Consider the following 22,261-nt stretch of genomic DNA (forward strand, 5'->3'; position numbering starts at 1 on the left):
CATCTTGATGACTTTGGTCGTGGAACCGGCGGGCAGCCCTCAGGCGGCACTGCCCGTCCGGCGATTATCGGAGGATCCATGCCCCACGCAGCACGGATCCTCCGGGAAGCGTCAGATCTTGCCGACGAGGTCGAACGAAGGCGTCAGGGTTTCAGCGCCTTCTTCCCACTTGGCCGGGCAAACCTGGCCGGGATTCTCGCGCCAGTACTTGGCAGCCTTGATCTTGCGCAGCAGTTCGGCAGCGTTGCGGCCCACGCCCTCAGGCGTGATTTCGACGAGCTGGATCGTGCCATCGGGATCGGTCACGAATGTGCCGCGATCAGCAAGGCCGACGCCTTCGCGCAGGATGCCGAAGTTGTTCGAGATCGTGTGGTTCTGGTCACCCAGCATGTAGTAGTTGATCTTGCCGATAGCGGGCGAGCTGTCGTGCCATGCCTTGTGGCTGAAGTGCGTGTCGGTCGAGACCGAGTAGACCTCAACGCCCATGCCCTGCAGTTCGCCATAGATATTGGCGAGGTCTTCCAGCTCGGTCGGGCAGACGAACGTGAAGTCGGCCGGGTAGAAGAAGAACACGCCCCACTTGCCGGTCACGTCGGCGTCGCTGACGTCGACGAACTTGCCCTGGTGATATGCGGTAGCCTGAAACGGCTTCAGCTTGGTTCCGACGATCGACATAGACTCAAATCCTTCTGATTGGTCGGTTGGAAAACTCTGTACGAACGATCAGGTAGGCCATCACCCACCCATTTTCCAATGAGCAATTCCGCCCTGATTGATTGATTGGCTCGATCAATGGGGCACTCAAGAACAAATTTGCCCATTGTAGCGACAGACATCGGCCAACGCGAAATCGTATTCTCCGGCCAAGGTCGCGCCGAAAACCCCCGGGTAGGGGCGCTAAATGCAAATTTAGCGCAGCCTTGCGCAATTTGTGCACTTGCAAATTTCCCCAAGCAAAATAAGTGGCGAGTTGCAACGAAACGATTTCGTTCAATTATTGCCGCGACTGGATGATACATGGCTACCAACTCGGAAAACGTCCCACTCTCCGACGCGCCCCAGGAAACGGGGCCTGGCCGCAAGAAAACTGCAGGACGGATTGCTCTGGGCGTCCTCGCACTTGGCGCCGCCTATGGCGCCTGGACCTTTTACGGCTACCAGACCACCGGGCGGTTCATGCAGGAAACCAATGACGCCTACGTGAAAGCGGACGGTGTTGCGGTAAGTTCCAAGCTGGCAGGCTACGTCCGCGCCGTGCCGATTACAGACAATCAGACAGTGAACGCTGGGTCTTTGCTGGTCCAGATCGATCCCACCGATTTTTCCACCCGCCTTGCACAGGCAAGCGCGCAAGTCGACGTTGCCCGCGCTACCGAGGCGGCCACCGTCGCCGCAATCAGCGAGGCGCAGTCTTCGGTCGGTCAGGCGCGCGCAGCCCTGCAGGCCAGTCAACGTGAACTGGCTTATCTGAGTGGCGAAGTCAGCCGCTATCGTCCATTGGTGGCGAGCGGTGCGGAGCCGCGCCAGACGCTAGACCAATTGATCGCCAACCGAGACAAGGCCGCGGCCGACGTCAATGCCAAGCAGGCCATGCTCGCCGCAGCGAATGACCGAGTAAACAGCACCAAGGCTCAGGCCGGTCAGTCAACCGCGCAGATAAAGGCCGCTCAGGCACAGCGCGCAGCTGCCGACAACGATCTAGGGACCACCCGCATCATCGCGCCCTTGGCGGGGCGGATCGGTAACTCAACCGTGCGTGTCGGCCAGTTCGTCCAGCCCGGACAACGCCTGATGACGATTGTTCCCACCCAGTCGCTTTATATCGAGGCCAATTTCAAGGAAACGCAGATCGGCCTGATGCGACCGGGTCAGCCTGTGACGATCAGCGTTGATGCCCTGCCCGACGTCGATTTCCACGGAGCGGTCGAGAGTATCACGCCGGGAACTGGCGCAAACTTCTCTTTGATTCCGCCGCAGAACGCGACGGGCAACTTTACCAAGATCGTACAGCGCGTGCCGGTGCGCATCCGCATCAATGCCGGGCCTGAATCGCGCAAGGTGCTCGTGCCCGGCCTGTCTCTCAAGGTCGAAGTCGACACACGCTCTGCTCGGGATGCGGTAAAAGCAATCCGCAAGGAACAGGAACAGGTGGCCAAGTGAGCGCCGCCACCAGCATATCGGACGACGGAGCACCGCTGCCCCCACCGCCTGACATCCCGGAGAAGGCCGATCTAGCGGCTTGGCTGGGCGTTGCCGCAGGCGCCATCGGATCGCTGATGGCGACGCTCGACATATCGATCGTCAATGCCTCTCTCCCCACCATCCAAGGTGAAATTGGCGCATCTGCCAGCGAGGGGACGTGGCTGGCCACGTCATACCTCGTAGCAGAAATCATCATTATTCCGCTGACGGGATGGCTTGCCCGCGTATTCGGGCTTCGCCGATTCCTGATTGCTGCAGCCTTTTTCTTCACTCTGTTTTCAATTGTTTGCGGCTTGTCCACTTCGCTGGCGATGATGATCGTCGGGCGTGTTGGCCAGGGGATCACCGGCGGTGCCATGATCCCGACCGCTCTGACAATCATCGCAACGCGCCTGCCCAAATCGCAACAGCCGGTAGGCACGGCCATCTTCGGACTGACCGTGATCATGGGGCCAGTGCTGGGACCTCTGGTAGGAGGCTGGCTGACCGAGAACTTCAGCTGGCATTATGCGTTCTTCATCAACGTACCGATCGGTGCGATCTTGTTGGCCTTGCTGCTGCTGGGCCTGCCGAAAGGCCGGATGCAGTTGGATGAATTGGTGAATGCCGACTGGCTCGGCGTGCTCGGCATGATCCTCGGCCTTGGCGGACTGACCGTGGTGCTGGAAGAAGGCCACCGTGAACAGTGGTTCGAGTCCGGATACATCTGGCGCTTGTCGGTGATCGCCCTGCTGGGCTTCCTGATGATCGCTGCCGGACAAATCTATGCCAAGCGACCGGTCGTGAAGCTTGCGCTGCTCCGCAAGCGAGAGTTTGCGGCGGTCTTTTTCCTCGGGACGATCCTTGGCGGTTCGATGTACGGGACAGCCTATGTGATCCCGCAATTTCTTGCAGGCATTGCCAACTACAACGCCATGCAGGCAGGCCTCATCGTCTTTCTGACCGGCGTGCCAGCAATGTTGATGATGCCGCTGTTCCCGATCCTGTTGGCGCGTGTCGATCTCAGGGTCATCGTTGGAACGGGCATGATCCTGCTCGCGCTCTCATGCTACATTGACATCGACTTGACCGCGGAATCTCGCGGCGGTGATTTCGTCATCTCACAGTTGCTGCGCGGCCTGGGAACGGTCTTCTGCATGATGTTTCTCAATCAGGCTGCGATAAGCTCTGTGTCGATCGACGATGCCGGTGACGGTGCGGGCTTGTTCAACGCTGGGCGAAATCTTGGCGGTTCCGTCGGCCTTGCCCTTCTTGCCACTCTCCAAGACGGGCGCATGGAGTACCACCGCTGGACAATCCATAGTGCACTGAGCGCCAATTCAGCCACGCTGCAGGACTGGCTAGGCCAGCAATCCATGACGATGGGTGGCGGCCCTGATGGCGCCGAATTTGCGATGCGGATGCTCGACGGAATGGTCCTGCGCGACGCGATGGTCATGGCGTTCAGCGATGACTTTACCGCTTTGACGGTTGCAATTCTGATTGTTGCGCCGCTGGTCCTGTTTCTGCGTCCGCTCCCTGAGAACTATCAAGCGAAGGTCTCGCACTGATGCCAGTCACCCATTTTCGCCACACTGCCGTCATGGCGGGATTTGTCGCGGCCCTGCTGTCGGGCTGTACCACTGTTGGCCCGAATTACACCGGCGCACCGAATGCCGCACCAGATGCTTCAGCACGTTCAGGGTTTGTCCGGGCGTCCAAAGCCTCCCCGCTCGCGCCTGCTGCACGCTGGTGGGAGAGCCTTGGTGATCCCGTACTGAACCAGTTGGTCGAGGATGCGCTGGCGAGCGCGCCGTCATTGGCTGCAGCCAACGCGCGCGTCGCGCAATCGCGTGCATCGCTTGCCGCCAGCAAGACGGCGGCGCTGCCACAGATCAACACCTCGTTTGCCGCGCCTTACATCAATGTCCCGGGAAATCTGGTCGGAAATGGTGGAGGGCGCGATGAAATCAACGCCTACAACCTCGGTTTCGACGCGTCTTGGGAGATTGACCTGTTCGGCGGCACGCGTCGCAAGGTCGAGGCCGCAAACGCCCGCGCCGAAGCTGCCGAGGCCGGCGCAGCCGATGCGCGCGTCACGCTGTCGGCTGAAATTGCCCGAGCCTACGTCGGCCTGCGAGCCAGACAGGCTATATATGGTCTCCAGCAGCGGCAGGTCGAAATCGACCAGTCGCAAGTGGGCCTAGCCCGAGAACGTCTGGCAGCCGGAACTGCGCCCGCGCAGCCGCTTAACGCCGCCGAAGCGCAGGCCTTTGCCAGCGAAGCAGATCTTGCCAAGACCGGAGCAGAGGCTGCTGTTCTGCTGGACCAGCTTGCGGTGCTTACCGGCCGTGAACCCGGCGCACTCGATCCAGTTCTGGCGAGGTCAGCGGCCGTTCCTCTGCCGCCAGCACAAGTTCCCATCGGCTCACCGTCGGAACTACTGCGTCGCCGTCCTGATATTCGCATGGCCGAGCGGCAGCTCGCGGCAGCAAATGCCGATGTCGGTGCGAAGATTGCGGACAAGTTCCCCAAAATCAGTTTCCTAGGCCTGTTGGGACTTGGCGGCCAGAACATCGGCGACGTGTTAGATCCCGGAAACATCGTCGGGATCGCGCTTCCCCAGATCAAATGGTCACTGTTCGATGGCGGGCGCGCCAACCGTCAGGTGGAAGTGGCCAAAGGCGCCTATGCAGAGGCGGAAGCAAAGTACCGGCAGTCCGTGCTGGGCGCCCTGCAGGATGCAGAAAGCTCCCTGACGCGGTTCGGCGCGCAACGCATCGCCTTAGCGCGCGCGCTCGATGCCGAGCAGCGCGCGAAGAACACCAAGCAACTGCAAGGCCAGCGCTTTGCAGCCGGCACCGCCAGCCGCGTCGACAATCTCACTGCCGAGCGGCAATCGCTTCAGGCACAAATGGTAGCGGCAAATGCGCGCGCCGAACTGACAACCGGATTTATCGCGGTCGAGAAGGCGCTCGGATTGGGCTGGCAAGGGCCGGAGTCGCAGAAATGAGCCGGTTTCGTCCATTTTATAGTATATTGACTCTGCCATTGGCTGAGGCACTCTCATCATGCAAACCGCCGCAAAGGCGGAAAGGTGAGAGAGATGAGCTGGATTTCCGTAGCGGGTCGCCGCTTGTGGCAGGCCTATTGTCAGGGACTGGAGATGTCGTGCCCGGTGCAGCGGGTCGATCAGTGGCTCGCCTGTGCGCGGGACGAGGCACATGACCTCGCCCAAAACGCCGGAAGGGCCGCCAAGAAGTCCAGAAACACCCTGCACTGAACTCAAGTGCACGCTCGGTGATGGCACGCAGGGAAGCAGACGCGGTCGGCCCTCGCTCGAGGACGCCCAAAAACTTCCGATACGCATTCTTCAAGCTGGCTGGGAAGTGCTGGCGGAACACGGATTTGAAGGCTTCACGTTTGACCGCATCGCGCGGCATGCGCGCATCGGCAAAGTCACGATCTACAATCGGTTTCCCAGCAAACGGGAATTCCTGGAAGCGCTGCTGAAACATAACGTCGAGGAACGGCGGGTTTCCATCATGGCGAAGGGCGCCGGCCTTTCGCTGGTCGAAAGCTTCTGTCAGCGTGCGGCAACCGCAGTCGAAATCCTGCTTTCACCCGATGGCGTGATGATGGAGCGGCTGGTCGACTGGTGCGACCAGGAATTCGGTGACGCCCAGATCAATTATCGCCACGCGATGTTTGCCCATGCGCTGACCGACATCGAATCCGAACTGCGCGCCGCTGCGACGAACGAAGGTGTCGAAATTGCCGACATGGCACTGGCCGCGCGGTTCTGGCTTGAAGGTATCCTCGGCCATGCGCGCCTTCAGGGCACAACAACCGACTTTGACCGCGACGAAACCGACCGTTGGGCGCGAAGCTATTCGGAATTCTTCTTTGCTGGAATTCGCGTTTAACCGGGCTTGCGTGTTGCGCTCAACGCGAAGTCGATGCCCACCGCGTCCTTCAACTGATCAGTAGCCGACCATTCCGCCTCACCCACGCCGAACGATAGGCGCTGAAGCGCTGCATTGCCCGATGCCGTCGCCCGATCACCATCGATCTTGAGATTGAAACGGACTGCCAGCGGGCGCGATTTGCCATGGAGCGAAAGACTTCCACTGGCGACATAGCGCCCGCTCCCGTTCGCACGGATCGAACTGGACGTGAAAACGGCTTTCGGATTTGTGCCGACGCCGAAAAAGCTGTCGCTCTTGAGCATGTCGTCACGCTGGCTGTCCCCGCTTTCGACCGAGGCCAGATCGACCGTCACCTTGATCGACGAGCCGGGCAAATCAGCAGGATCGAATACGATGGCCGCGTCCCAACGCGCGAAGGTACCCTTGATCGATTCACCAGTATAGTCCGCCTTGAAGCCCAGACGTCCGCCCTTGCCGATCGTCCACGTAGACGCTTTTGCGTCGGCGCTTTCTACGGAAGCGACAGCTGCCGGAGGCGCCTCGCTGACATCGACCGCAGGCACGAGCGCCGAGGCCACCGCTTCAGGCTCGCTGGATGCTGCCGCTGATGGAGCAGAAACCGGCGCTGCGGCGAACGTCATCGACCGTCCGGCGATCATCACACCCAAGCCAGCGATCACCGCGGCTGCAGCCGCAAAGCCTATTGCTTTATGGCTGGAAATCGCAGCGGGCAACATTCGCCCGATCACATCTTCCCGCTTGAAATGATGGAACAAGGCTCCTGCCACGTGCAGCACAATCAATAGAAATCCGATCGTGCCAAGCAAGCCGTGCAAGCCCTCGGCCGGTTCATGGAGCGCCGCGCCGACCGGCAGGTCCGGCCATGGAACCACCCCGAACAGCATCGTCTGCAAGCGGATCTTGGCCGTCGAAACGATGATCCAACCCGTTAATGGACCGAGAACCATGACCGCGTAAAGTAGCAGGTGCACGCCTGAAGCTAGCAGCATCTGCGGACGGCTTGCGGGGACAGGCAGTGGCCTCGGCTTGAACGAGCGCACAGCAAGGCGAGCCAGGCTCAACAGCAAGATCGCTATGCCAACTGACTTGTGGAACTGGAAACCTGCAAACTGGGCGACGCCCTTGGGCAGGTCTTCCAGCGCCCAGCCGAGACCGATCTGGAACAACAACAGCGCCGCGATGGCCCAGTGCAGGATAATGGCGGCAAGCGAATAGCGTGCCGGGCGCAGTTCAGTCATCGATCGATCTCCCCATCGCCCGTCTGTTATGAACCGGAACAATCGCTCTTGTCCATCCGCAGTGCGTCCGAAGCGAACCGGCGAAACTGTGCCAAGCGCTCCTCGTCGCTGTCACGGCCATATGCCGTTCTGACGCCTTCACGTCCGTCCGGAAGCCCGCGCGGCGGGATATCGAGCGCAGCGGCAGTGACGAACCGGATGCGCCATGCCAGTGCGTGAGGATCGACGCCGGGCAAACAGGCCTCAAGCGCCGATTGAACCCGGGCGACACCATCAGCGAAGACCGCCCATATCCGGGCGTTCAAATCCTGCCCCGAGCGTGCGAATATTTCGTCCAGCACGACGATCGCCCTGTAGCGCTGGTTCATCGCTGCCCGAGCCCAGAGCGGCACGATGAGAGCATCGACTGCTTGCGCGAAATCGCCCGGCGTCATCGCTTCAAGCAATTCCGACCGGGCATCCGCAAGCCTGGCCGCGTTGCGCAAGGCGAGTTCACCGAGCAATCCATCGGTGTCGCCGAAGTGATAGCGCACGAGCGCCGAATTGACGCCCGCCTCCTCGGCAATGCGGCGCACCGTCAGCGCCCGCACTCCTTCGCGCACGACCAGTCTTTCGGCCCCGGCAAGCAGCCGGTCAGGGGTCGTCAGGGAATCCTCAATCGTCGCCATGACGAGTGTCATACCAGCGTCGACGAAACCTGGGTATGCCCTCTCGCATCGCGGCGCCAAGCGGCTATGTTGACGCCATCACTTCAACGGAGACCCAATCCATGTCGAACAGTCCGTGGGCCCATCATCGCAGCGCCAGTATTGCCGATGACATTGATTTCGAGATCAAGGGTCAGGAACTCCAGTTCATCGAAATCGAGCTTGATCCAGGGGAAAGCGCGGTTGCCGAGGCTGGTGCATTGGTGTGGAAGGACGCCTCGATCGGCATGACGACCGTGTTCGGCGATGGCAGTGGCGGCAGCGAAGGCGGCTTCATGGGCAAGCTACTCGGCGCGGGCAAGCGGCTGGTCACGGGTGAAAGCCTGTTCACCACCGTGTTCACGCATAATGGCTCCGGCAAGGCGCGGGTCGCTTTTGCCTCCCCTACCCCTGGCGCAATCCTCCCGATCAAACTTTCGGACGTGGGCGGGACGCTAGTTTGCCAGAAGGACAGCTTCCTGGCCGCTGCGCGCGGTGTCTCCATCGGCATCGCGTTCCAGCGCAAGGTGATGACCGGACTGTTCGGCGGCGAGGGCTTCATCATGCAGAAGCTTGAAGGCGATGGATGGGTCTTCGTCCAGATGGGCGGCACTGTGGTCGAGCGCGAACTGGCACCCGGCGAGGAACTCCACGTCGATACGGGCTGCCTTGCGGCCTATACACCATCGGTGGATTTCGATCTGGTGACCGCAGGTGGCGTGCGCTCGGTCCTGTTCGGCGGCGAAGGCCTGTTCTTCGCCCGTCTGCGCGGACCCGGCAAAGTGTGGATCCAATCACTGCCCTTCTCGCGGCTCGCTGGCCGGATGCTGGCAGCAGCCGGAGCGCGTGGCGGGCAGAACCGCGGTGAAGGCTCCGTTCTGGGTGGCCTCGGCGATTTCATCGGCGGAAACAACTGATTAAAAAGGGCCGGTGGATTGCTACACCGGCCCGAGTTGCCGCACATGGTGCGGGGTGGATGGTCAGAACGCCGAACGAACGGTGAAGCCCCAAGTCCGCGGATCGCCGGGAAGTCCTGCGATCAGGCCTGTGTTGCCTGGGCCTACGAAAAGCTGTTCGAAGTAGTTGGTATCAAACGCGTTTCGTACCCAACCATAAACGTCGAAACCGCTCTCCGTGCGGAAACCGGCGCGGAAGTTCGACAGCGAGTAGCCATCGACCTGAGTGTAGGCGGAAGGCGAAGGATTCGACGAAAAGTCTGACCGGTAGCTGCCGTCGTAACCCAGATAGACGAACCCTTCGCGGCCGATGAGCTTGACTGGCGCGTTGGCCTCCAGTCCCCACGAGAACGACCATTCCGAAACGCCCGGAAGACGCTGACCGGAGATGTCGCAGTTCGCTGGGCTGAGCGCGCCGGGCGTGCCAGCGGCACCGGGGACCTGCGCGCCCGTCGCCACCGTACCGCCTGACAGTTCAGGCGGACACGGCGCGTCCACGAACTTGCGATAGGTAGCATCGGTATAGGCGCCGTTGACATAAGCGTTGAAGCGCTCGGTCGGACGGATCGAGAAGTCAGCCTCGACGCCCTGCGAACGCACCGCCCCGGCGTTTGCCAGATAGCCGCGCAGCACGCCGAACTGACCGTTGTTCACATTGGCCTGATAGTCCTTGATGTCAGTGCGGAAGATCGAGAGGTTCAGGATCGCACCGAGATCGCGGAATTCAGTCTTGAGGCCAGCCTCATAGTGACGCACCGACTCCGGCTTGACCGTTGCCGCCGCAAGGATCGGGTTGTTCGCGGTGTCGGTCGGCACGCCATTCTGGTTGATGCCGCCCGACTTGAAGGTCTTGGCATAAGTCGCATAGAACAGAATTCCCGGCGACACCTTGTAGCTCGCGGTGAAGTCGTAGCTGAAGTTCCAGTCGCTGAACGTCGGTGCGATTTCCTGCGGCGTGAAGATGCCAAGCTGCGCAGTTTTGGTCGAGCTTGATGGGCTGCTGAGAAGGACTTCAGTGCCTGCCGCGGTAAATACGCGCCGCTGGTAGAAGCCATCCTTCTTGTCGTAGTTGACGCGCAGGCCCGGCTGAAGAGTCAGTTCCGGCGTCACCTTCCAGCTTGCCTGCCCATAGAGCGCAACGCTGGTGTTCTTGAGATACTGGGTGTTCAGCGCGGTCAAGCCGTTGAGCACGTTAGAATTGTAGAGGCTGTTGCTAGGAGCGAGATTCCACTTGGTAGAAGCGCTGCCATGGGACTCTGTGCCCTGCGTATCGATCCGCTGGTGGAAACCGAAAGCCCCCACCACAAAATCGAATGCGTCGGCGCTGTAGTTATAACGCAATTCCTGGGAATATTGGTCCTGCTGCGATGGATTCTGCGACTTTGCGACGATGGAAAGGCCAGTGAAGTCGCGGTCGTTCTGCGGCTTCCAGTCCCAGAAGCGCCAAGCCGTGACCGAGGTCAGAGTTCCGGCACCCAGGTCCCACTTAACCTTGAGCGACGCGCCGCCGATCTTGTTACCTGCTTGCAACGGCGAATCAAGATCGGTGAGACGATCGAACGGATTGGTACTGGGGACGGCATAACCCTGTGCGGCAGAGAGTGCCGCGAACTGGCGATTGAGAGCGCGCTGAGTCGTACCGGTGCGGACATAGACTGAACCGCAGCACACCGCGTCCTGCTCGCTGTAATCGCCTGCAAGCGTGATGCTCAGTGCCTCGCTCGGTTTGAACAGGATTTGCCCGCGCAAGCCGAGATTGTCCTGGCTCTGGATCCACTGGTTGGTTGTGACATTGTAGATCGTGCCCCGGCGGTTGGTCGAGGAGACAGCAAGGCGCGCTGCCAGAGTGTCGGTGATCGGGCCGGAAATCGCGGCCTTTGCCTGCACGTAATTGAGGTTGCCAACACTGACCTCGGCCTTGCCTTCGAAATCGAAGGTCGGCTGGTTGGTCGTGATGTTGATCGCCCCTGCCGTCGTGTTCTTGCCGTAGAGCGTGCCCTGAGGTCCGCGCAGAACTTCGATCTGTTTGACGTCAAGGAAGTCGAACGTGGCCGATGCGACGCGGGCATTGTAAACATCATCGATGTAGATGCCGACGCCCTGCTCGATGCCGTCGTTGGTAAGGCCGAACGGTACACCCAGGCCACGAATGTTCACAGCGGTGTTTCGCGGGTTCGAGGAGTAGAACTGCAGGGTTGGCGTCAGTTGTTGCAAGCGGCCCACGTTGAAGCTGCCGGTGCTGTCGATGTGCTCTCCGCCAATGACTGAAATGGCGAGCGGGACATCTTGTGCGGTTTCCTGGCGGCGACGTGCCGTCACGACGATTTCACCGCTATCGCTTGCGCCGGTGCCGACCGATGTGGTCTGCGCATCGGCTGGAGCCGTTTCAGCAGGGACGGTGGCGGGAGCCTCGGCAGCGTAGACGCCATGCGAGACCAAGGCGAGAGGCGCAGCCCCCGCCGCGAGAAGGACGCGGAAGTTCATCGTAGGACCTCATGGGTGTTCCCGAACGATGCCTCCGGTGATCCGGTCAGCGGTACGGTGGTTTTTGCTCTTTTTTTGAAAGTCGCGGTGAACGATCAGTTCGGCTTGAGCCGTCGCTTCTCGGTCACGTCAATCTGTACAACCCGCCCCTCATGGACGGTGAGTGAGACATTTCCATAACGCAGACCGGTCAAGGCCTCGCGTACGCTGGCAATGCTGTCCTCGATCTGGCGCTCGCCATCCTGACCAGAAGTTCCCTGATCCGGGTTGGCGATGCGAGTGCTCGATGGTTCGGTCATCGCAGTCTGGATCCTGTTACTGCGCCGGGAGGCTCGCGATTGCTTGTGCACGAAGCCCAGCCCCCGGGCTGTCTGTCCGGCGATTCGTCCGCCGTTGAACGCCTTATATACTCCACCAATTCAATAGACATTAAAGAAGGGCTGTCCCGGCCTCAAATTCTTCTTTCAGCTCAAACGATGGGGCCGATCAAGGCATGCGCGTACCCGACCAGCCATGGTCGCGCAACTAAACTCTACCAATAAAATAGACAATGTCCGTGCGACGGAATGCACTCTGCCGGAGACAAACCGCCCCCAAACGCAAAAACGGGAGCGGCTGGCGCTCCCGTTTCAAAAAATAGCAATTTTCCTCTGTGGTCGGTACCCGCCGCTATCCTGCCGTGCGTCGGGAAGAAACGACAAGCCGCAATTGCGGCCGCAACCGCTCTGTCATTTCACTTTCAACGACGCCGGTATCCAGCGACGCCCGAAGACAATCGACCGCCATTGCCAGGTGAAGAGCCGCCATGGCCTGACCATGGCTATCGAGCGCATCCAGTGCTTCAGAGAGCGTGCAGACCACATCCTCGATAGGTTTTACAGATGCTCGCATGGCGACAGCGGTTCCCTCGTCAAATTGCCGATAAAATCGGTAAAGCAAAGGTCGCATTATGTGCTGTGCGACCGAACCGCAGTTGGTAGCGACGAATTTGGCAAGCCAAAGCGAAGAATCCACCGCTTATGAGGAAATCAGCACCATGTCAGCGGGACAAGATGGCTCCGCCTCGGCAAAATACTTACACACCTTATAGTTAGCAGAACGTAGGCACTTGACCCGGTGTGCAGAAACACCCGCCACTGACCCGGCAAAGCGAATCCGATATGGATCGACCGTCCGCAAAGCCGGAAGGTGTGGACTGTGGGAGCCTGCGGGCCATCACCTGCCTTGACGAAAAATGTGATGATTCGCACATTTCAACCAATATGGGGGAGGTCGAAATGATCCATGCTGCATCCTGCGGTCGGCTGCAGGCCGGGTGATGTCCATCAATGATTAAACTTCCGAACCCGAACAATCCGCATCAGATCGGGAGATCGTAAAAGTCAGTTGCAGCGTTCCATCGCTTCCTTTGCCAACCTTGCAAGAACAGGGAAGGCTTCTGCACGATCCTTGGCACTGGCCGATGCGGCAGTGCCACGCAGATAACGTCCCTTGATCCCATGGAAGATCGCGGCGAGACGAAAGAAGTTGAACGCCATGTAAAAATCCCATGACGCGATCTCCTCGCGGCCCGTCCGACGGCAGTAGGCGGCGACGTAGTCCGCTTCGCTCGGGATGTTGAGGGCATTCAGGTCCGCGCCTTCGAGACCTGCCACGATGCTTGGCGGCATGTGATACATCATTGCATGGTAGGCAAAATCCGCCAACGGATGCCCCAGCGTCGACAGTTCCCAGTCAAGCACCGCAATCACGCGCGGCTCGGTAGGGTGAAAGATCATGTTGTCGCAGCGGAAATCGCCATGGACAACGCTGGTCTCGTCGCCCTCGGGAATGGCAGTGGGCAGCCATTCGACCAGCGCATCCATGTTGGCATCGCGGCCCGCCAGATCGTCCTCAAGATACTGCTTCGACCAGCGCCCGACCTGGCGTGCGAAGTAGTTGCCGGGCCTTCCGTAATCACCAAGGCCCACCGCTTCCGGATCAATCGAATGAAGCTGCGCTATCGCGGCATTCATCGCGTCAAAGTAGGCGGGGCGGTCCTCGCTGCTGACGTCAGGAAATGTCGCGTCCCAGAAGATGCGGCCTTCGACCATTTCCATGACATAGAACCAGCTGCCGATGACCGCTTCATCGGTGCACAGCCCGTAAACAAGCGCCACCGGAAAGCCTGCCGAACCCAGCGCCGTCAGCACTTTCGCCTCGCGCTCGACCGCGTGGGCTCCCTTGAGCACCGGCCCCGGCGGCTTGCGCCGCAGGACGTAATTGCGGGCGGGAGTGACCAGCTTGTATGTCGGGTTCGACTGCCCGCCCTTGAACTGCTCGACCGCCAGCGGCCCTGCAAAGCCATCGACATGCTGGCCCATCCACAATGCGAGCGCAGCTTCGTCGAAGCTGTAGCCCTCCCTCACCGCGGTCGTACCGGCGTTGGCGTCCTGAGCTACCGTGCTCATGCCTGCGAATGCCGCCAGTCGCGGCGGATCTTCTTGGCAAGGCTCCACTTGTGGACCTCGGTCGGGCCATCATAGATGCGGAAGGCGCGGACTTCGCGGAACATCTGCTCGACGATAGTGTCGCTCGTCACGCCCGATCCGCCCATGACCTGCACACATTTATCGGCCACACGCATCAGCGCTTCGGACACGGCGACCTTGGCCATCGAGCTTTCCACCGTACCGAGCGAGCCAGTATCGAGAACGCCCGCACACCAGTCGATCATCAGTTCGCATTGCTTCAGGTCGATCATGTTTTCCGCGAGCATGAAGCCCACGCCTTCGTGCTCGATCAACTGCTTGCCGAATGCCATGCGCTTGCACGCGTAATCGGTGGCGATTTCCTGCGCGCGGATGCAGCCGCCAAGCCAGCGCATGCAGTGCGACAGCCGCGCAGGCGACAGACGCACCTGAGCATACTTGAAGCCCTCCCCCGGCTCGCCCAGCATCTGGTCAGCTGAAACGCGCAAGTTTTCGATGGCGATGGTCGAGTGGCCGCCCGGCATGTTGCTGTCGATGGTGTTCGGCACGCGCTCGATGCGGATGGCCGGATCGGGCAGGTCAACCAGGAACATGCACGCTCCGCCCTGCTCATCCTTGGCCATGACGATGCCGACCTTGGCACCCTTGGCCCCGGTGATGAAAGCCTTGCGCCCGTTGATCACCCAGTGGTTGCCATCGCGCTTGCAGGTGGTCTGCATCATCATCGGATCGGACCCGGCACCGCCATCTTCGGCAGGCTCGGTCATCAGAAACGCCGAGCGCGATTCACCCGAGACAAGCTGCTTGAGGAAGCGTTCCTTAAGATGCGGGCTGCCGACTTTGCCGAGCAGGTACATATTGCCTTCGTCTGGCGCTTGTGTGTTGCACGCCAGCATGCCGAGCGGCGACAGGCCCGAGCGGATCAGCACTACCGCCGTCTCGCGCTGGCTCAGATGGCGGCCATCCGGAAGGATGTGCGGCGTCAGCACACCTGCTTCGCGCGCCAGAACGCGCATTTCCTGCACCATCTCATCCAGCGGCGCGCCGTGATCATCGCGGCGCGGATCGCTCTCGTATGGGATGACGACCTCGCGCACGAACTTCTCCACCCGATCCGCAATCTCCAGCGCGGCGTCCATGCCAATGCCATCGGCCATCTGTACTCTCCTGTAGTGCGGGATCGGTTGTTCGAATTGCACTGCGGAGGATGGACGGTCGCGCCAACTGGCACAACATGCAGGTTCGGGTGCCCGGGCCCTATCGCGGCTTGTAGAAATCGCGGAAGGAAGCGGGCGCACCGCATTCATGTATCGCGGTTTCGACGTGGCGCTTGCGCTCGGCCACCAGCGAGGCCGACGTCAGCGCGAACTGGCGCTCATATCCCACTTCCGCTGCGGTAAATGGTTGCGTGCCCGGCAGCACACTTTCACCGCCGATGCCGAACACCATGAAGTTGAGCATGTCGGCCAGTTGCTGGTTGTCGCTCAACCGGCTCTTTGCGATATTCGGCAAGCGCAGAAGGTAAGACCGTGTGGCGGGCGTGCACATCATGTAGCCTACCCGCCCGCGCAGTTCCGGCAGTTTCGCCGGGGCCGAGATGCCCTGCACCCCATGGCACCCTGCGCAATGCTCGACATAATCGGCGCGCGCGAGGTCGGGATCGGTCATGGCAGCAAGACCGTGGGCAATCGTTTCGGCGCGCGGATCGGTCTTGGCTGCAAGCGTCGGCGCAAGCGCCGCCAGCGCTGCTACCAGACCAGCAAGAACGATCCGCCGCATCGCGACCTCGTCAGGCCGCACCGATCATGATCGCGGTGGAGCAGTGGTATTCCATGCTGCTCGTGCCGAAACACCAGATCACGTTGTTGTTGAGTTGCGGCAAATAGACCTGCGTCTCACGGTCGGTGTTGTCACAACCGCACTGGCCGCACGCGGGTTTGCCGCAGCAATCACGATAAGCGATCATATAGGCCTTGCCATCATCGGGATTGATGCATGACCCTACCCATGAGACCGGCGAAGGCTCAGCCCCTGCCGGGCAGGAGTGGATACCGCCGCCACAGCAAGTGCAGAGCGCCCCGTCGATGGCGCAATACCGCCAGTAATCGCACTTGGTGTCATCCTTGGTCTGCGCATTGCGGGCGAACGATGTCTTGGCTTCTGGCGAGCGATCCGGTTTTGCGGCAGCAGCGCGGCTGACGGGCAGCACAGGGAAGATCGGCGCGGCCACCAGCGCAATGCCGAGCCTCGAGATGATGCTCCGGCGAGACGTACGCCCGGCAAAGCGCCGGAGCAGCTTTTCGCCAATCGCGTCGGGATTGAAAGTTTTCATGGAATGCCCCCTTTTCACGATTACCCGGTGCTCAGGCGGCCTGAACCTTGAGCTTCGAAATGTAGTCCTGCACCGTCGCGATACCCATTTCATGCGCGATCACGAGGCTTTCCAGATGTTCGCGGCTATTGACGAGGCCCTTCGAGAGGATGGTCCCCTCGGCATCGAGCAAGACCGCATACGGCAGCTTGCCAACTTCGTAGGCCTGGCCGACTTCCGGTCCGTTGATGAATCGATAGGCCTCAAGCCCGTGCTGCGCGATCATCCCGCGCTGCGCAGTCGCATGATCGTCACCCACGAAGGTCAGCTCGACACGCTCGTCGTGCGCGAAGGACCGCGCGGCAGGGATGAGCCCCTTGCACAGCGGACATGTTGCCGAAACAAACATCAGCAACCGCAGTGGGACAGACTTCGCAGGACCACCGACGATTACGTCCTTGCCATCGAGCGTACGCGCCGGGACAGCTGGCCCCTTTCCGGCTACCGCCGGACCACCGCTCGTCGTCAACGCCCCGGCCGGAGCCACACGCATATGCAACACGCCAACCTGCCGTGCAAGCGCGAGCAGCGTCAGCACCAACCCCAGGATGACCAGCCAGGAAATCACCTGACTGACAATCAGTGCGGTCATCATAGCGAATTCCTTTCCTGCGCTGCAAGCGGGCCCGAAGCCAGCGCGGCCAGAGTGTTGACGAGCAGTGTCAGCAGATAGAGCGCGGTACCTCCCGCCAGCGCGATCAGCCATTCGGCGGTCATGAACGCGGGTAAAGCGACAGTGGCAGGGACAAGCAGCAACGCCAGTGCAATGTTCCGCAAGACCAGTGTGCGGCTGAGCGGCTGGCGCAGTTCGGACCTACCGCAGCCGCAATCGATATGAGCCCTTCCGCGCCCAATGTTCACCGCCATGGCCACGGCGAAGGCCAGAAGAAGGGCGATTGCGGGAATTGCGGCAAGCATCAGCCCGGCCAGCAAGCCAGCGCCGATAGCCAGTTCGGCAACAGGCAAGGCCGCAGCGAAGGGCGCCACCAGTGGACCGGGAAGAAGGCGGTAATTGGCGACGACACCCGGAAAAATCCGTCGGCTGCGAAGCTTGGCGATTCCCGCTGTCAGGAAAACCAGGCCTACCCCGGTCGCGCCGATCCCGCCCGTAACGCTCATTGCGGTTTGGACAAGCTCAGTCACATCGGCTCCATCACGGTGATGTGGCCGCCGCCGGCGTCCTTGATCGTGTGTTTTATATCACCGGTTTTCGAATCGATGATCCAAGCGTCGTTCTTGTAGCTGTTGACCATGATCGTCGCCGCATCGTCCTGCGTGATCTCGATGTTGCTGACCTTTTCCTCCAGCGGGAAGCGCTTGACGACCTTCTTCGCCGCCAGATCGATGCCCCAGATTTCCTCGGCACCTTCCTTGTGCGACCAATATTCGCCCTTATGCATTAGCACCCAGAGCATGCCCGAGGGTCGGTGCAAGGCCATCACCTGCCCGCCGCCGGGATACCATGCAATATCGAGCGGCTTGGTGTCGGCTGTGCGAAGCCCCGCGGCCTGCTGGATCGAAAATGGTTCGCTGACGGTGGGCTTCGCACCGATCGTGGCGATGCGGACAAGCCCGGTATAGCTCAGCAGTACCGCCTGCTTTTTCTTGCGGTCATAAGCGAAGTTCGACCAGATCGGGTCTGCCGCCGCATCAAAGAAGGGTTCGGTGCGGGTTATATCCTGCGCCGCCCCCTTGATGGCGACCGTCGCCATCGTACCGTCAGCGCAGAGAGCAGAGAACCCGACGCCGGGGTTGGGAATAAGGCTGGCACAACCGGGCAACTCAATCGATCGCACGAATTTGCGTTTTACCAGGTCGATGACGTTGACCGACGAGGCTGGATCGAAGTTGTAATCGTAAGCCGTCTTGCCGTCGTCGGTCAGAACGAAATTTGTCTTGAGGCCGCCGATAACCAGCCTGCCCGGCGTCGGAATCTCACTGACAAGCTTAAGCGTCTTTGAATCGTAGATCGACACGATGTCTTGTCGGGTGCCGCGATTGCCTTTCGACCAGATGGTCTCGGCAACATAATAAGCCTTGCCTGCCGGGTCGATTGCCATGTCCGAATCACGGCTGGTTGCGATCATGCCGACCATTTTACCCGTCCCAGCATCGAATATGCTGGAACCGGCGGACCCCCAGCCTCCGCGCACATAGAACCAGGCCGACGTGGGTGGTGCGAGGGTGTTGACCGTGGCTTCCTCGGCTTCAGGCACCACGCTCTCGGCACTTGCCGGGGAAACCAATGCGACCGCCAGCGCGGCACCATAACCCATACCAGCCAATTTGCCGCGCACCAGCATCACCAAGGCCCCTTTGCTTGAACGACCGAAGTCTTGACGGTCGTCCAGATTAGGTCAAGTTCCTTTTCGCACCTGCGAAAATTAGCTTGAGGACCACCCGTCAGGTACGGTCTGCAAGTCCGGCAATCTCACGCGAAGTGATCGTCTTGGCAAGCTGAACCAGCGCGTGGGTTGCAATGGCAGTGAACGCCCGCATCCGGCTTGCCCAAGGCTTTTCATAGCCCAGAAATGGAGTCGCACCCTCCATCGATGCACTGATGTAGATGGCGACCGATCGGACTTCGTCCTCGCTCAACGCCGGGTTCAACTCGGCGACATACTCCGCGATAATGTCATGCACGCGCTGGTAGAACACCCGAACCCTGTCACCGACGAAATCGTTGTGGTTGGCCAGCGCCCAAAGCTCGGTAAACAGGCGTGTGGTCCGCTTTCCCGCGATGTCGTCAAGGCACAACACGACGATGAGCCGGAGCCGCTCTTCGGCATCGAGACCTGGCTGACGCACGGTGCGTTCGAGCAACTTGTCATAATTGCCGATGATGTCGTCCAGAAGCGTCTGGATCAGCAGTTCCTTTTTGGGGAAATGGTAACTGACGTTGCCGACTTTCATCCCGCATTCGGCGGCGATGCGCCTGATGGTGAAGGCCCCTGCCCCTTCATCGATCAGGACGCGCAAAGCGGCCCGGATGATGGCGTCGACCGTTTCCGTCCCGCGAACATATGTTCCGGGGCGCGGCGCAGAGGGCAGATCGCTTTCAACGGTGTCCGGACGGGCGGCCATGGCCATGCGCATAACATCAGATTTTCACGCGCGCCAATGGCAAAGCGCTGGAACGGTTGTCGCTGCCCAACAAGGCGCTTGACCATACCTGTATGGCTGTCCAGTTTCCCGGCTTGGCCGGGTGCCGTGCATTTGTGCGCGTGTTCGCGGTACGGAATTATCCAAGGAATCAGATTGATGAGCGTTTCCCTCACCGTGAACGGTCGCAAGCGCGTGATTGATGCCGAGGCGGACAAGCCGCTGCTTTGGGTGCTTCGCGAAGATCTCGACATGCCGGGGACCAAGTTCGGCTGCGGTGCCGGCCTGTGCGGAGCCTGCACCGTACACCTCGATGGCGAGGCAGTCCGGTCGTGTCAGACGCCGATTGCGGACGCCGCCGGGAAGGCCGTCACGACGATCGAAGGCATCGGCACCAGCGACATCGGCAAGCGAGTTACGGCGGCGTGGACTGCACTGGATGTGCCGCAATGCGGTTATTGCCAGGCCGGTCAGATCATGTCGGCAACGGCGCTGCTGAAGCAGAATTCCAAACCCAGCGCGGATGAAATCGATGGGTGGATGAGCGGCAACATCTGCCGCTGTTCCACATATTTGCGTATTCGTGCCGCAATCCGGCAGGCAGCCGGGCTTCCGGTGGAGACGGCGTCCACAGGCACTCCGGATCAGGAGCAGGCGGCATGAGCCAGTCCGTCCTCCTCAACCGCCGATCGTTCATGGCCGCTTCACTGGCAGGCGGAGCCGTACTGACGTTCGACGCCTCCGTCGTGCTGGCTGCGGCAGGCACAGCTCCCCCCGAAGTCCTCAACGCTTTCGTGCGGATCAACGCGGACAATACAGTAACCATCGGCGCAAAGAATCCCGAGATTGGCCAAGGCATCAAGGTCATGTTGCCGATGCTGATCGCCGAGGAACTGGACCTCGCATGGGAGCAGGTGCGGATCGAGCAGACCGATGCCGACGAAACGCGCTTCGGCCCGCAAGTGGCCGGTGGCAGCACTGCAACACCGCGCAACTGGCTGCCGATGCGGCAGGTCGGCGCGGCAGCGCGAGCGATGCTTGTCGCGGCGGCGGCAAAGCAGTGGGGCGTCGATGCGGCTACGTTGACCACGGCAAAAGGCGCGGTGCTGCACAAGGCTAGCGGAAAGAGCCTGACGTATACCTCGCTCGCCAAGGCAGCTGCCTCCGAAGCCACACCCGATCTTGCCAAGGTCCCGCTCAAGGACCCGGCGACATTCACGATCATCGGTCAGTCAAAGCCCGGCATCGACGTTCCAAAGATCGTCAAGGGCGAGCCACTGTTCGGTATAGACACACGGCTTCCGGGCATGGTCCACGCCGCCGTCGTCAAATGCCCCGCGCACGGCGGAACCGTCGCGTCGTTTGACGACGCAGCAGTCAAGGCGATCCCCGGCGTGCTTGCAGTCGTTCCCGTAAACAGTGGCTTTGTCGCCGAAGGCAAAGCCGACACGGTGCTGATTATCGCCGACAGTTGGTGGAAGGCGAGCAAAGCCCGCGAAAAGCTGGCCGTGAAGTGGGACGACAGCGCTGTTAACGGCTTTTCGACCGCCAAGTATGAGGCCGATGCCGCAGCACTGATCTCGAGCGCTCCGCAAGGCAGCCTGTTCAAGGCGGGCAATGCCGACGCAGCGCTTGCCAGCGCGGCCACAGTGGTCAAGGCAGACTACGACTACCCCTTCCTCGCACATGCCACGCTGGAACCACAGAATTGCACCGCGCTGTTCCAGGACGGCAAGCTGGAAATCTGGGCCCCGAGCCAGGCGCCGGCCGGAGGCCGCGCTGACACCGCGAAGTTCTGCGGGCTCACGCCCGAGGCGCTGACGATCCACATGACGCGGATTGGCGGCGGCTTCGGGCGACGGCTGATGAACGATTACATGGTCATTGCCGGACAAGCGGCGAAGGCTCTGCCGGGCAAGCCGGTGAAGGTGCTGTTCGACCGCACCGATGATTTCCGCCACGATTTCTACCGCCCGGCCGGCTGGCACCGTTTCACGGCAGGGTTGGACGCGAGCGGCGCGCTCGTCGCGCTCAAGAATCACTTCGTAACGTTCGGCAAGGACGGCAAGCCGTTGCGGGCAGCGCAGATGACGCCTGCCGAATTCCCGGTGCCGGTCGTCGCCAACGTCGATCTTGGCGTGAGCTACATGGCAACCAATCTCGCCACGGGCTGGCTGCGCGCCCCCAGTTCGAATGCGATGGCATTCGTGTTTCAGTCATTCCTCGACGAGGTCGCCGAGGCGGCTGGACTGGATCTGCCCGAGCTGATGCGCCGCACGCTTGGCGCGCCGCGTGAGGTCCCGGGCGAGCGCGTGGCCTTTCACACAGGCCGCGCACGCGGCGTGATAGATGCCGTTTGCAAGATGGCAGGTTGGACGGGGCGCCAGAAGGGGCGCGGCTTCGGCTTCTATTTCAGCCACTTGGGCTACTTTGCTGAGGTCGTGGATGTGACCGTGACAAACGGCGCGGTGAAAGTCGACAAGGTGTGGATGGCGGGCGACGTGGGGTCGCAGATCATCAACCCGATCAACGCGCTGCACCAATCGCAAGGCGCGGCGATCGAAGGGCTTGGACAGGCAATGCTAGGGCAGAAACTCGTGCAGGAAGCTGGCGCGATCACGGCCGAAAACTTCGGCGACTTTGCGCTGATGCGGATCGACGCGGTGCCGCGCGAAATCACTGTGGAATTCGTGAAGACCGATTTCCCGCCAACTGGTCTTGGTGAACCGGCGCTTCCTCCGGTCATTCCGGCATTGGCCAACGCAATTTATGCCGCCACCGGAAAGCGGCATCGCCGTCTGCCGCTGGAGATGCTATAGCGC

Annotated in this window: 22 protein-coding genes; 8 read left to right on the forward strand and 14 right to left on the reverse strand. The window is 60.9% G+C overall.

The features are described 5' to 3' along the window. Positions 1–111: 111 nt before the first annotated feature. Positions 112–675 (reverse strand): alkyl hydroperoxide reductase subunit C, encoded by a 564-nt coding sequence (gene ahpC, locus RM192_RS09880; protein WP_311507367.1) that lies wholly within the window; start codon positions 673–675, stop codon positions 112–114. Positions 676–1,017: 342 nt separating this feature from the next. Between ahpC and RM192_RS09885 the strand changes: the two genes are divergently transcribed. From RM192_RS09885 to RM192_RS09905, 5 genes are all read left to right on the forward strand, one after another. After that, positions 1,018–2,160, forward strand: coding sequence for an HlyD family secretion protein (locus RM192_RS09885; protein ID WP_311507368.1), 1,143 nt, complete (start codon positions 1,018–1,020; stop codon positions 2,158–2,160). Beyond that, the gene (locus RM192_RS09890) at positions 2,157–3,752 is read left to right on the forward strand and encodes an MDR family MFS transporter (RefSeq protein WP_409233804.1); all 1,596 of its coding nucleotides are present in this window, start codon (positions 2,157–2,159) and stop codon (positions 3,750–3,752) included. The genes RM192_RS09885 and RM192_RS09890 overlap by 4 nt, the downstream gene beginning before the upstream one ends. After that, a complete protein-coding gene (locus RM192_RS09895) occupies positions 3,752–5,194 on the forward strand; it encodes an efflux transporter outer membrane subunit (RefSeq protein WP_311507369.1) in 1,443 nt (480 codons plus the stop codon). Before RM192_RS09890 ends, RM192_RS09895 begins: the two co-directional genes overlap by 1 nt. 93 nt (positions 5,195–5,287) lie before the next feature. Next, complete coding sequence (locus RM192_RS09900) at positions 5,288–5,464, forward strand: hypothetical protein (protein WP_311507370.1); 177 nt, start codon at positions 5,288–5,290, stop codon at positions 5,462–5,464. Positions 5,465–5,549: 85 nt separating this feature from the next. Further along, positions 5,550–6,107, forward strand: coding sequence for a helix-turn-helix domain-containing protein (locus RM192_RS09905; protein ID WP_311508611.1), 558 nt, complete (start codon positions 5,550–5,552; stop codon positions 6,105–6,107). Here RM192_RS09905 and RM192_RS09910 read toward each other — a convergent pair. Continuing rightward, positions 6,104–7,369, reverse strand: a complete 1,266-nt coding sequence (locus tag RM192_RS09910; RefSeq protein ID WP_311507371.1) for a YceI family protein — start codon at positions 7,367–7,369, stop codon at positions 6,104–6,106. The genes RM192_RS09905 and RM192_RS09910 overlap by 4 nt on opposite strands. Positions 7,370–7,395: 26 nt before the next feature. Next, positions 7,396–8,049 (reverse strand): TetR/AcrR family transcriptional regulator, encoded by a 654-nt coding sequence (locus RM192_RS09915; protein ID WP_311507372.1) that lies wholly within the window; start codon positions 8,047–8,049, stop codon positions 7,396–7,398. A gap of 89 nt (positions 8,050–8,138) precedes the next feature. Here RM192_RS09915 and RM192_RS09920 point away from each other — a divergent pair, with 89 nt between their 5' ends. Then, positions 8,139–8,972, forward strand: coding sequence for a TIGR00266 family protein (locus tag RM192_RS09920; RefSeq protein ID WP_311507373.1), 834 nt, complete (start codon positions 8,139–8,141; stop codon positions 8,970–8,972). A gap of 63 nt (positions 8,973–9,035) precedes the next feature. Here the strand turns inward: RM192_RS09920 and RM192_RS09925 are convergent, their stop codons facing one another. From RM192_RS09925 to RM192_RS09975, 11 genes are all read right to left on the reverse strand, one after another. Next, positions 9,036–11,495: a TonB-dependent receptor gene (locus RM192_RS09925; protein ID WP_311507374.1), complete on the reverse strand. Its 2,460-nt coding sequence runs from the start codon at positions 11,493–11,495 to the stop codon at positions 9,036–9,038. A gap of 95 nt (positions 11,496–11,590) precedes the next feature. Next, on the reverse strand, positions 11,591–11,794 hold the full coding sequence (locus RM192_RS09930) for a YezD family protein (protein WP_311507375.1): 204 nt from the start codon (positions 11,792–11,794) through the stop codon (positions 11,591–11,593). Positions 11,795–12,164: 370 nt separating this feature from the next. Next, positions 12,165–12,509, reverse strand: a complete 345-nt coding sequence (locus RM192_RS09935; protein WP_311507376.1) for a hypothetical protein — start codon at positions 12,507–12,509, stop codon at positions 12,165–12,167. 368 nt (positions 12,510–12,877) lie between these two features. After that, positions 12,878–13,945 (reverse strand): phosphotransferase, encoded by a 1,068-nt coding sequence (locus RM192_RS09940; RefSeq protein ID WP_311507377.1) that lies wholly within the window; start codon positions 13,943–13,945, stop codon positions 12,878–12,880. After that, a complete protein-coding gene (locus tag RM192_RS09945) occupies positions 13,942–15,123 on the reverse strand; it encodes an acyl-CoA dehydrogenase (RefSeq protein ID WP_311507378.1) in 1,182 nt (393 codons plus the stop codon). The genes RM192_RS09940 and RM192_RS09945 overlap by 4 nt, the downstream gene beginning before the upstream one ends. 100 nt (positions 15,124–15,223) lie before the next feature. Beyond that, on the reverse strand, positions 15,224–15,745 hold the full coding sequence (locus tag RM192_RS09950) for a cytochrome C (protein ID WP_311507379.1): 522 nt from the start codon (positions 15,743–15,745) through the stop codon (positions 15,224–15,226). A 10-nt stretch (positions 15,746–15,755) separates the two neighbouring features. Then, the gene (locus tag RM192_RS09955) at positions 15,756–16,298 is read right to left on the reverse strand and encodes a methylamine dehydrogenase light chain (protein WP_311507380.1); all 543 of its coding nucleotides are present in this window, start codon (positions 16,296–16,298) and stop codon (positions 15,756–15,758) included. 31 nt (positions 16,299–16,329) lie between these two features. Continuing rightward, complete coding sequence (locus tag RM192_RS09960; protein ID WP_311507381.1) at positions 16,330–16,929, reverse strand: methylamine utilization protein MauD; 600 nt, start codon at positions 16,927–16,929, stop codon at positions 16,330–16,332. Next, the gene (locus RM192_RS09965) at positions 16,929–17,480 is read right to left on the reverse strand and encodes a MauE/DoxX family redox-associated membrane protein (RefSeq protein WP_311507382.1); all 552 of its coding nucleotides are present in this window, start codon (positions 17,478–17,480) and stop codon (positions 16,929–16,931) included. The genes RM192_RS09960 and RM192_RS09965 overlap by 1 nt, the downstream gene beginning before the upstream one ends. Further along, positions 17,477–18,640: an amine dehydrogenase large subunit gene (locus RM192_RS09970; RefSeq protein WP_311508612.1), complete on the reverse strand. Its 1,164-nt coding sequence runs from the start codon at positions 18,638–18,640 to the stop codon at positions 17,477–17,479. The genes RM192_RS09965 and RM192_RS09970 overlap by 4 nt, the downstream gene beginning before the upstream one ends. A gap of 100 nt (positions 18,641–18,740) precedes the next feature. Further along, positions 18,741–19,427: a TetR family transcriptional regulator C-terminal domain-containing protein gene (locus RM192_RS09975; protein WP_311507383.1), complete on the reverse strand. Its 687-nt coding sequence runs from the start codon at positions 19,425–19,427 to the stop codon at positions 18,741–18,743. A gap of 171 nt (positions 19,428–19,598) precedes the next feature. On the opposite strand from RM192_RS09975, the gene RM192_RS09980 reads away from it, so the two are divergent. Beyond that, the gene (locus RM192_RS09980) at positions 19,599–20,102 is read left to right on the forward strand and encodes a 2Fe-2S iron-sulfur cluster-binding protein (RefSeq protein WP_311507384.1); all 504 of its coding nucleotides are present in this window, start codon (positions 19,599–19,601) and stop codon (positions 20,100–20,102) included. Continuing rightward, the gene (locus tag RM192_RS09985) at positions 20,099–22,258 is read left to right on the forward strand and encodes a molybdopterin cofactor-binding domain-containing protein (protein ID WP_311507385.1); all 2,160 of its coding nucleotides are present in this window, start codon (positions 20,099–20,101) and stop codon (positions 22,256–22,258) included. The genes RM192_RS09980 and RM192_RS09985 overlap by 4 nt, the downstream gene beginning before the upstream one ends. The last annotated feature ends 3 nt before the right edge of the window (positions 22,259–22,261 follow it).

Origin of the sequence: Novosphingobium sp. MMS21-SN21R, from assembly GCF_031846015.1 — a bacterium.
Lineage (GTDB): Bacteria > Pseudomonadota > Alphaproteobacteria > Sphingomonadales > Sphingomonadaceae > Novosphingobium.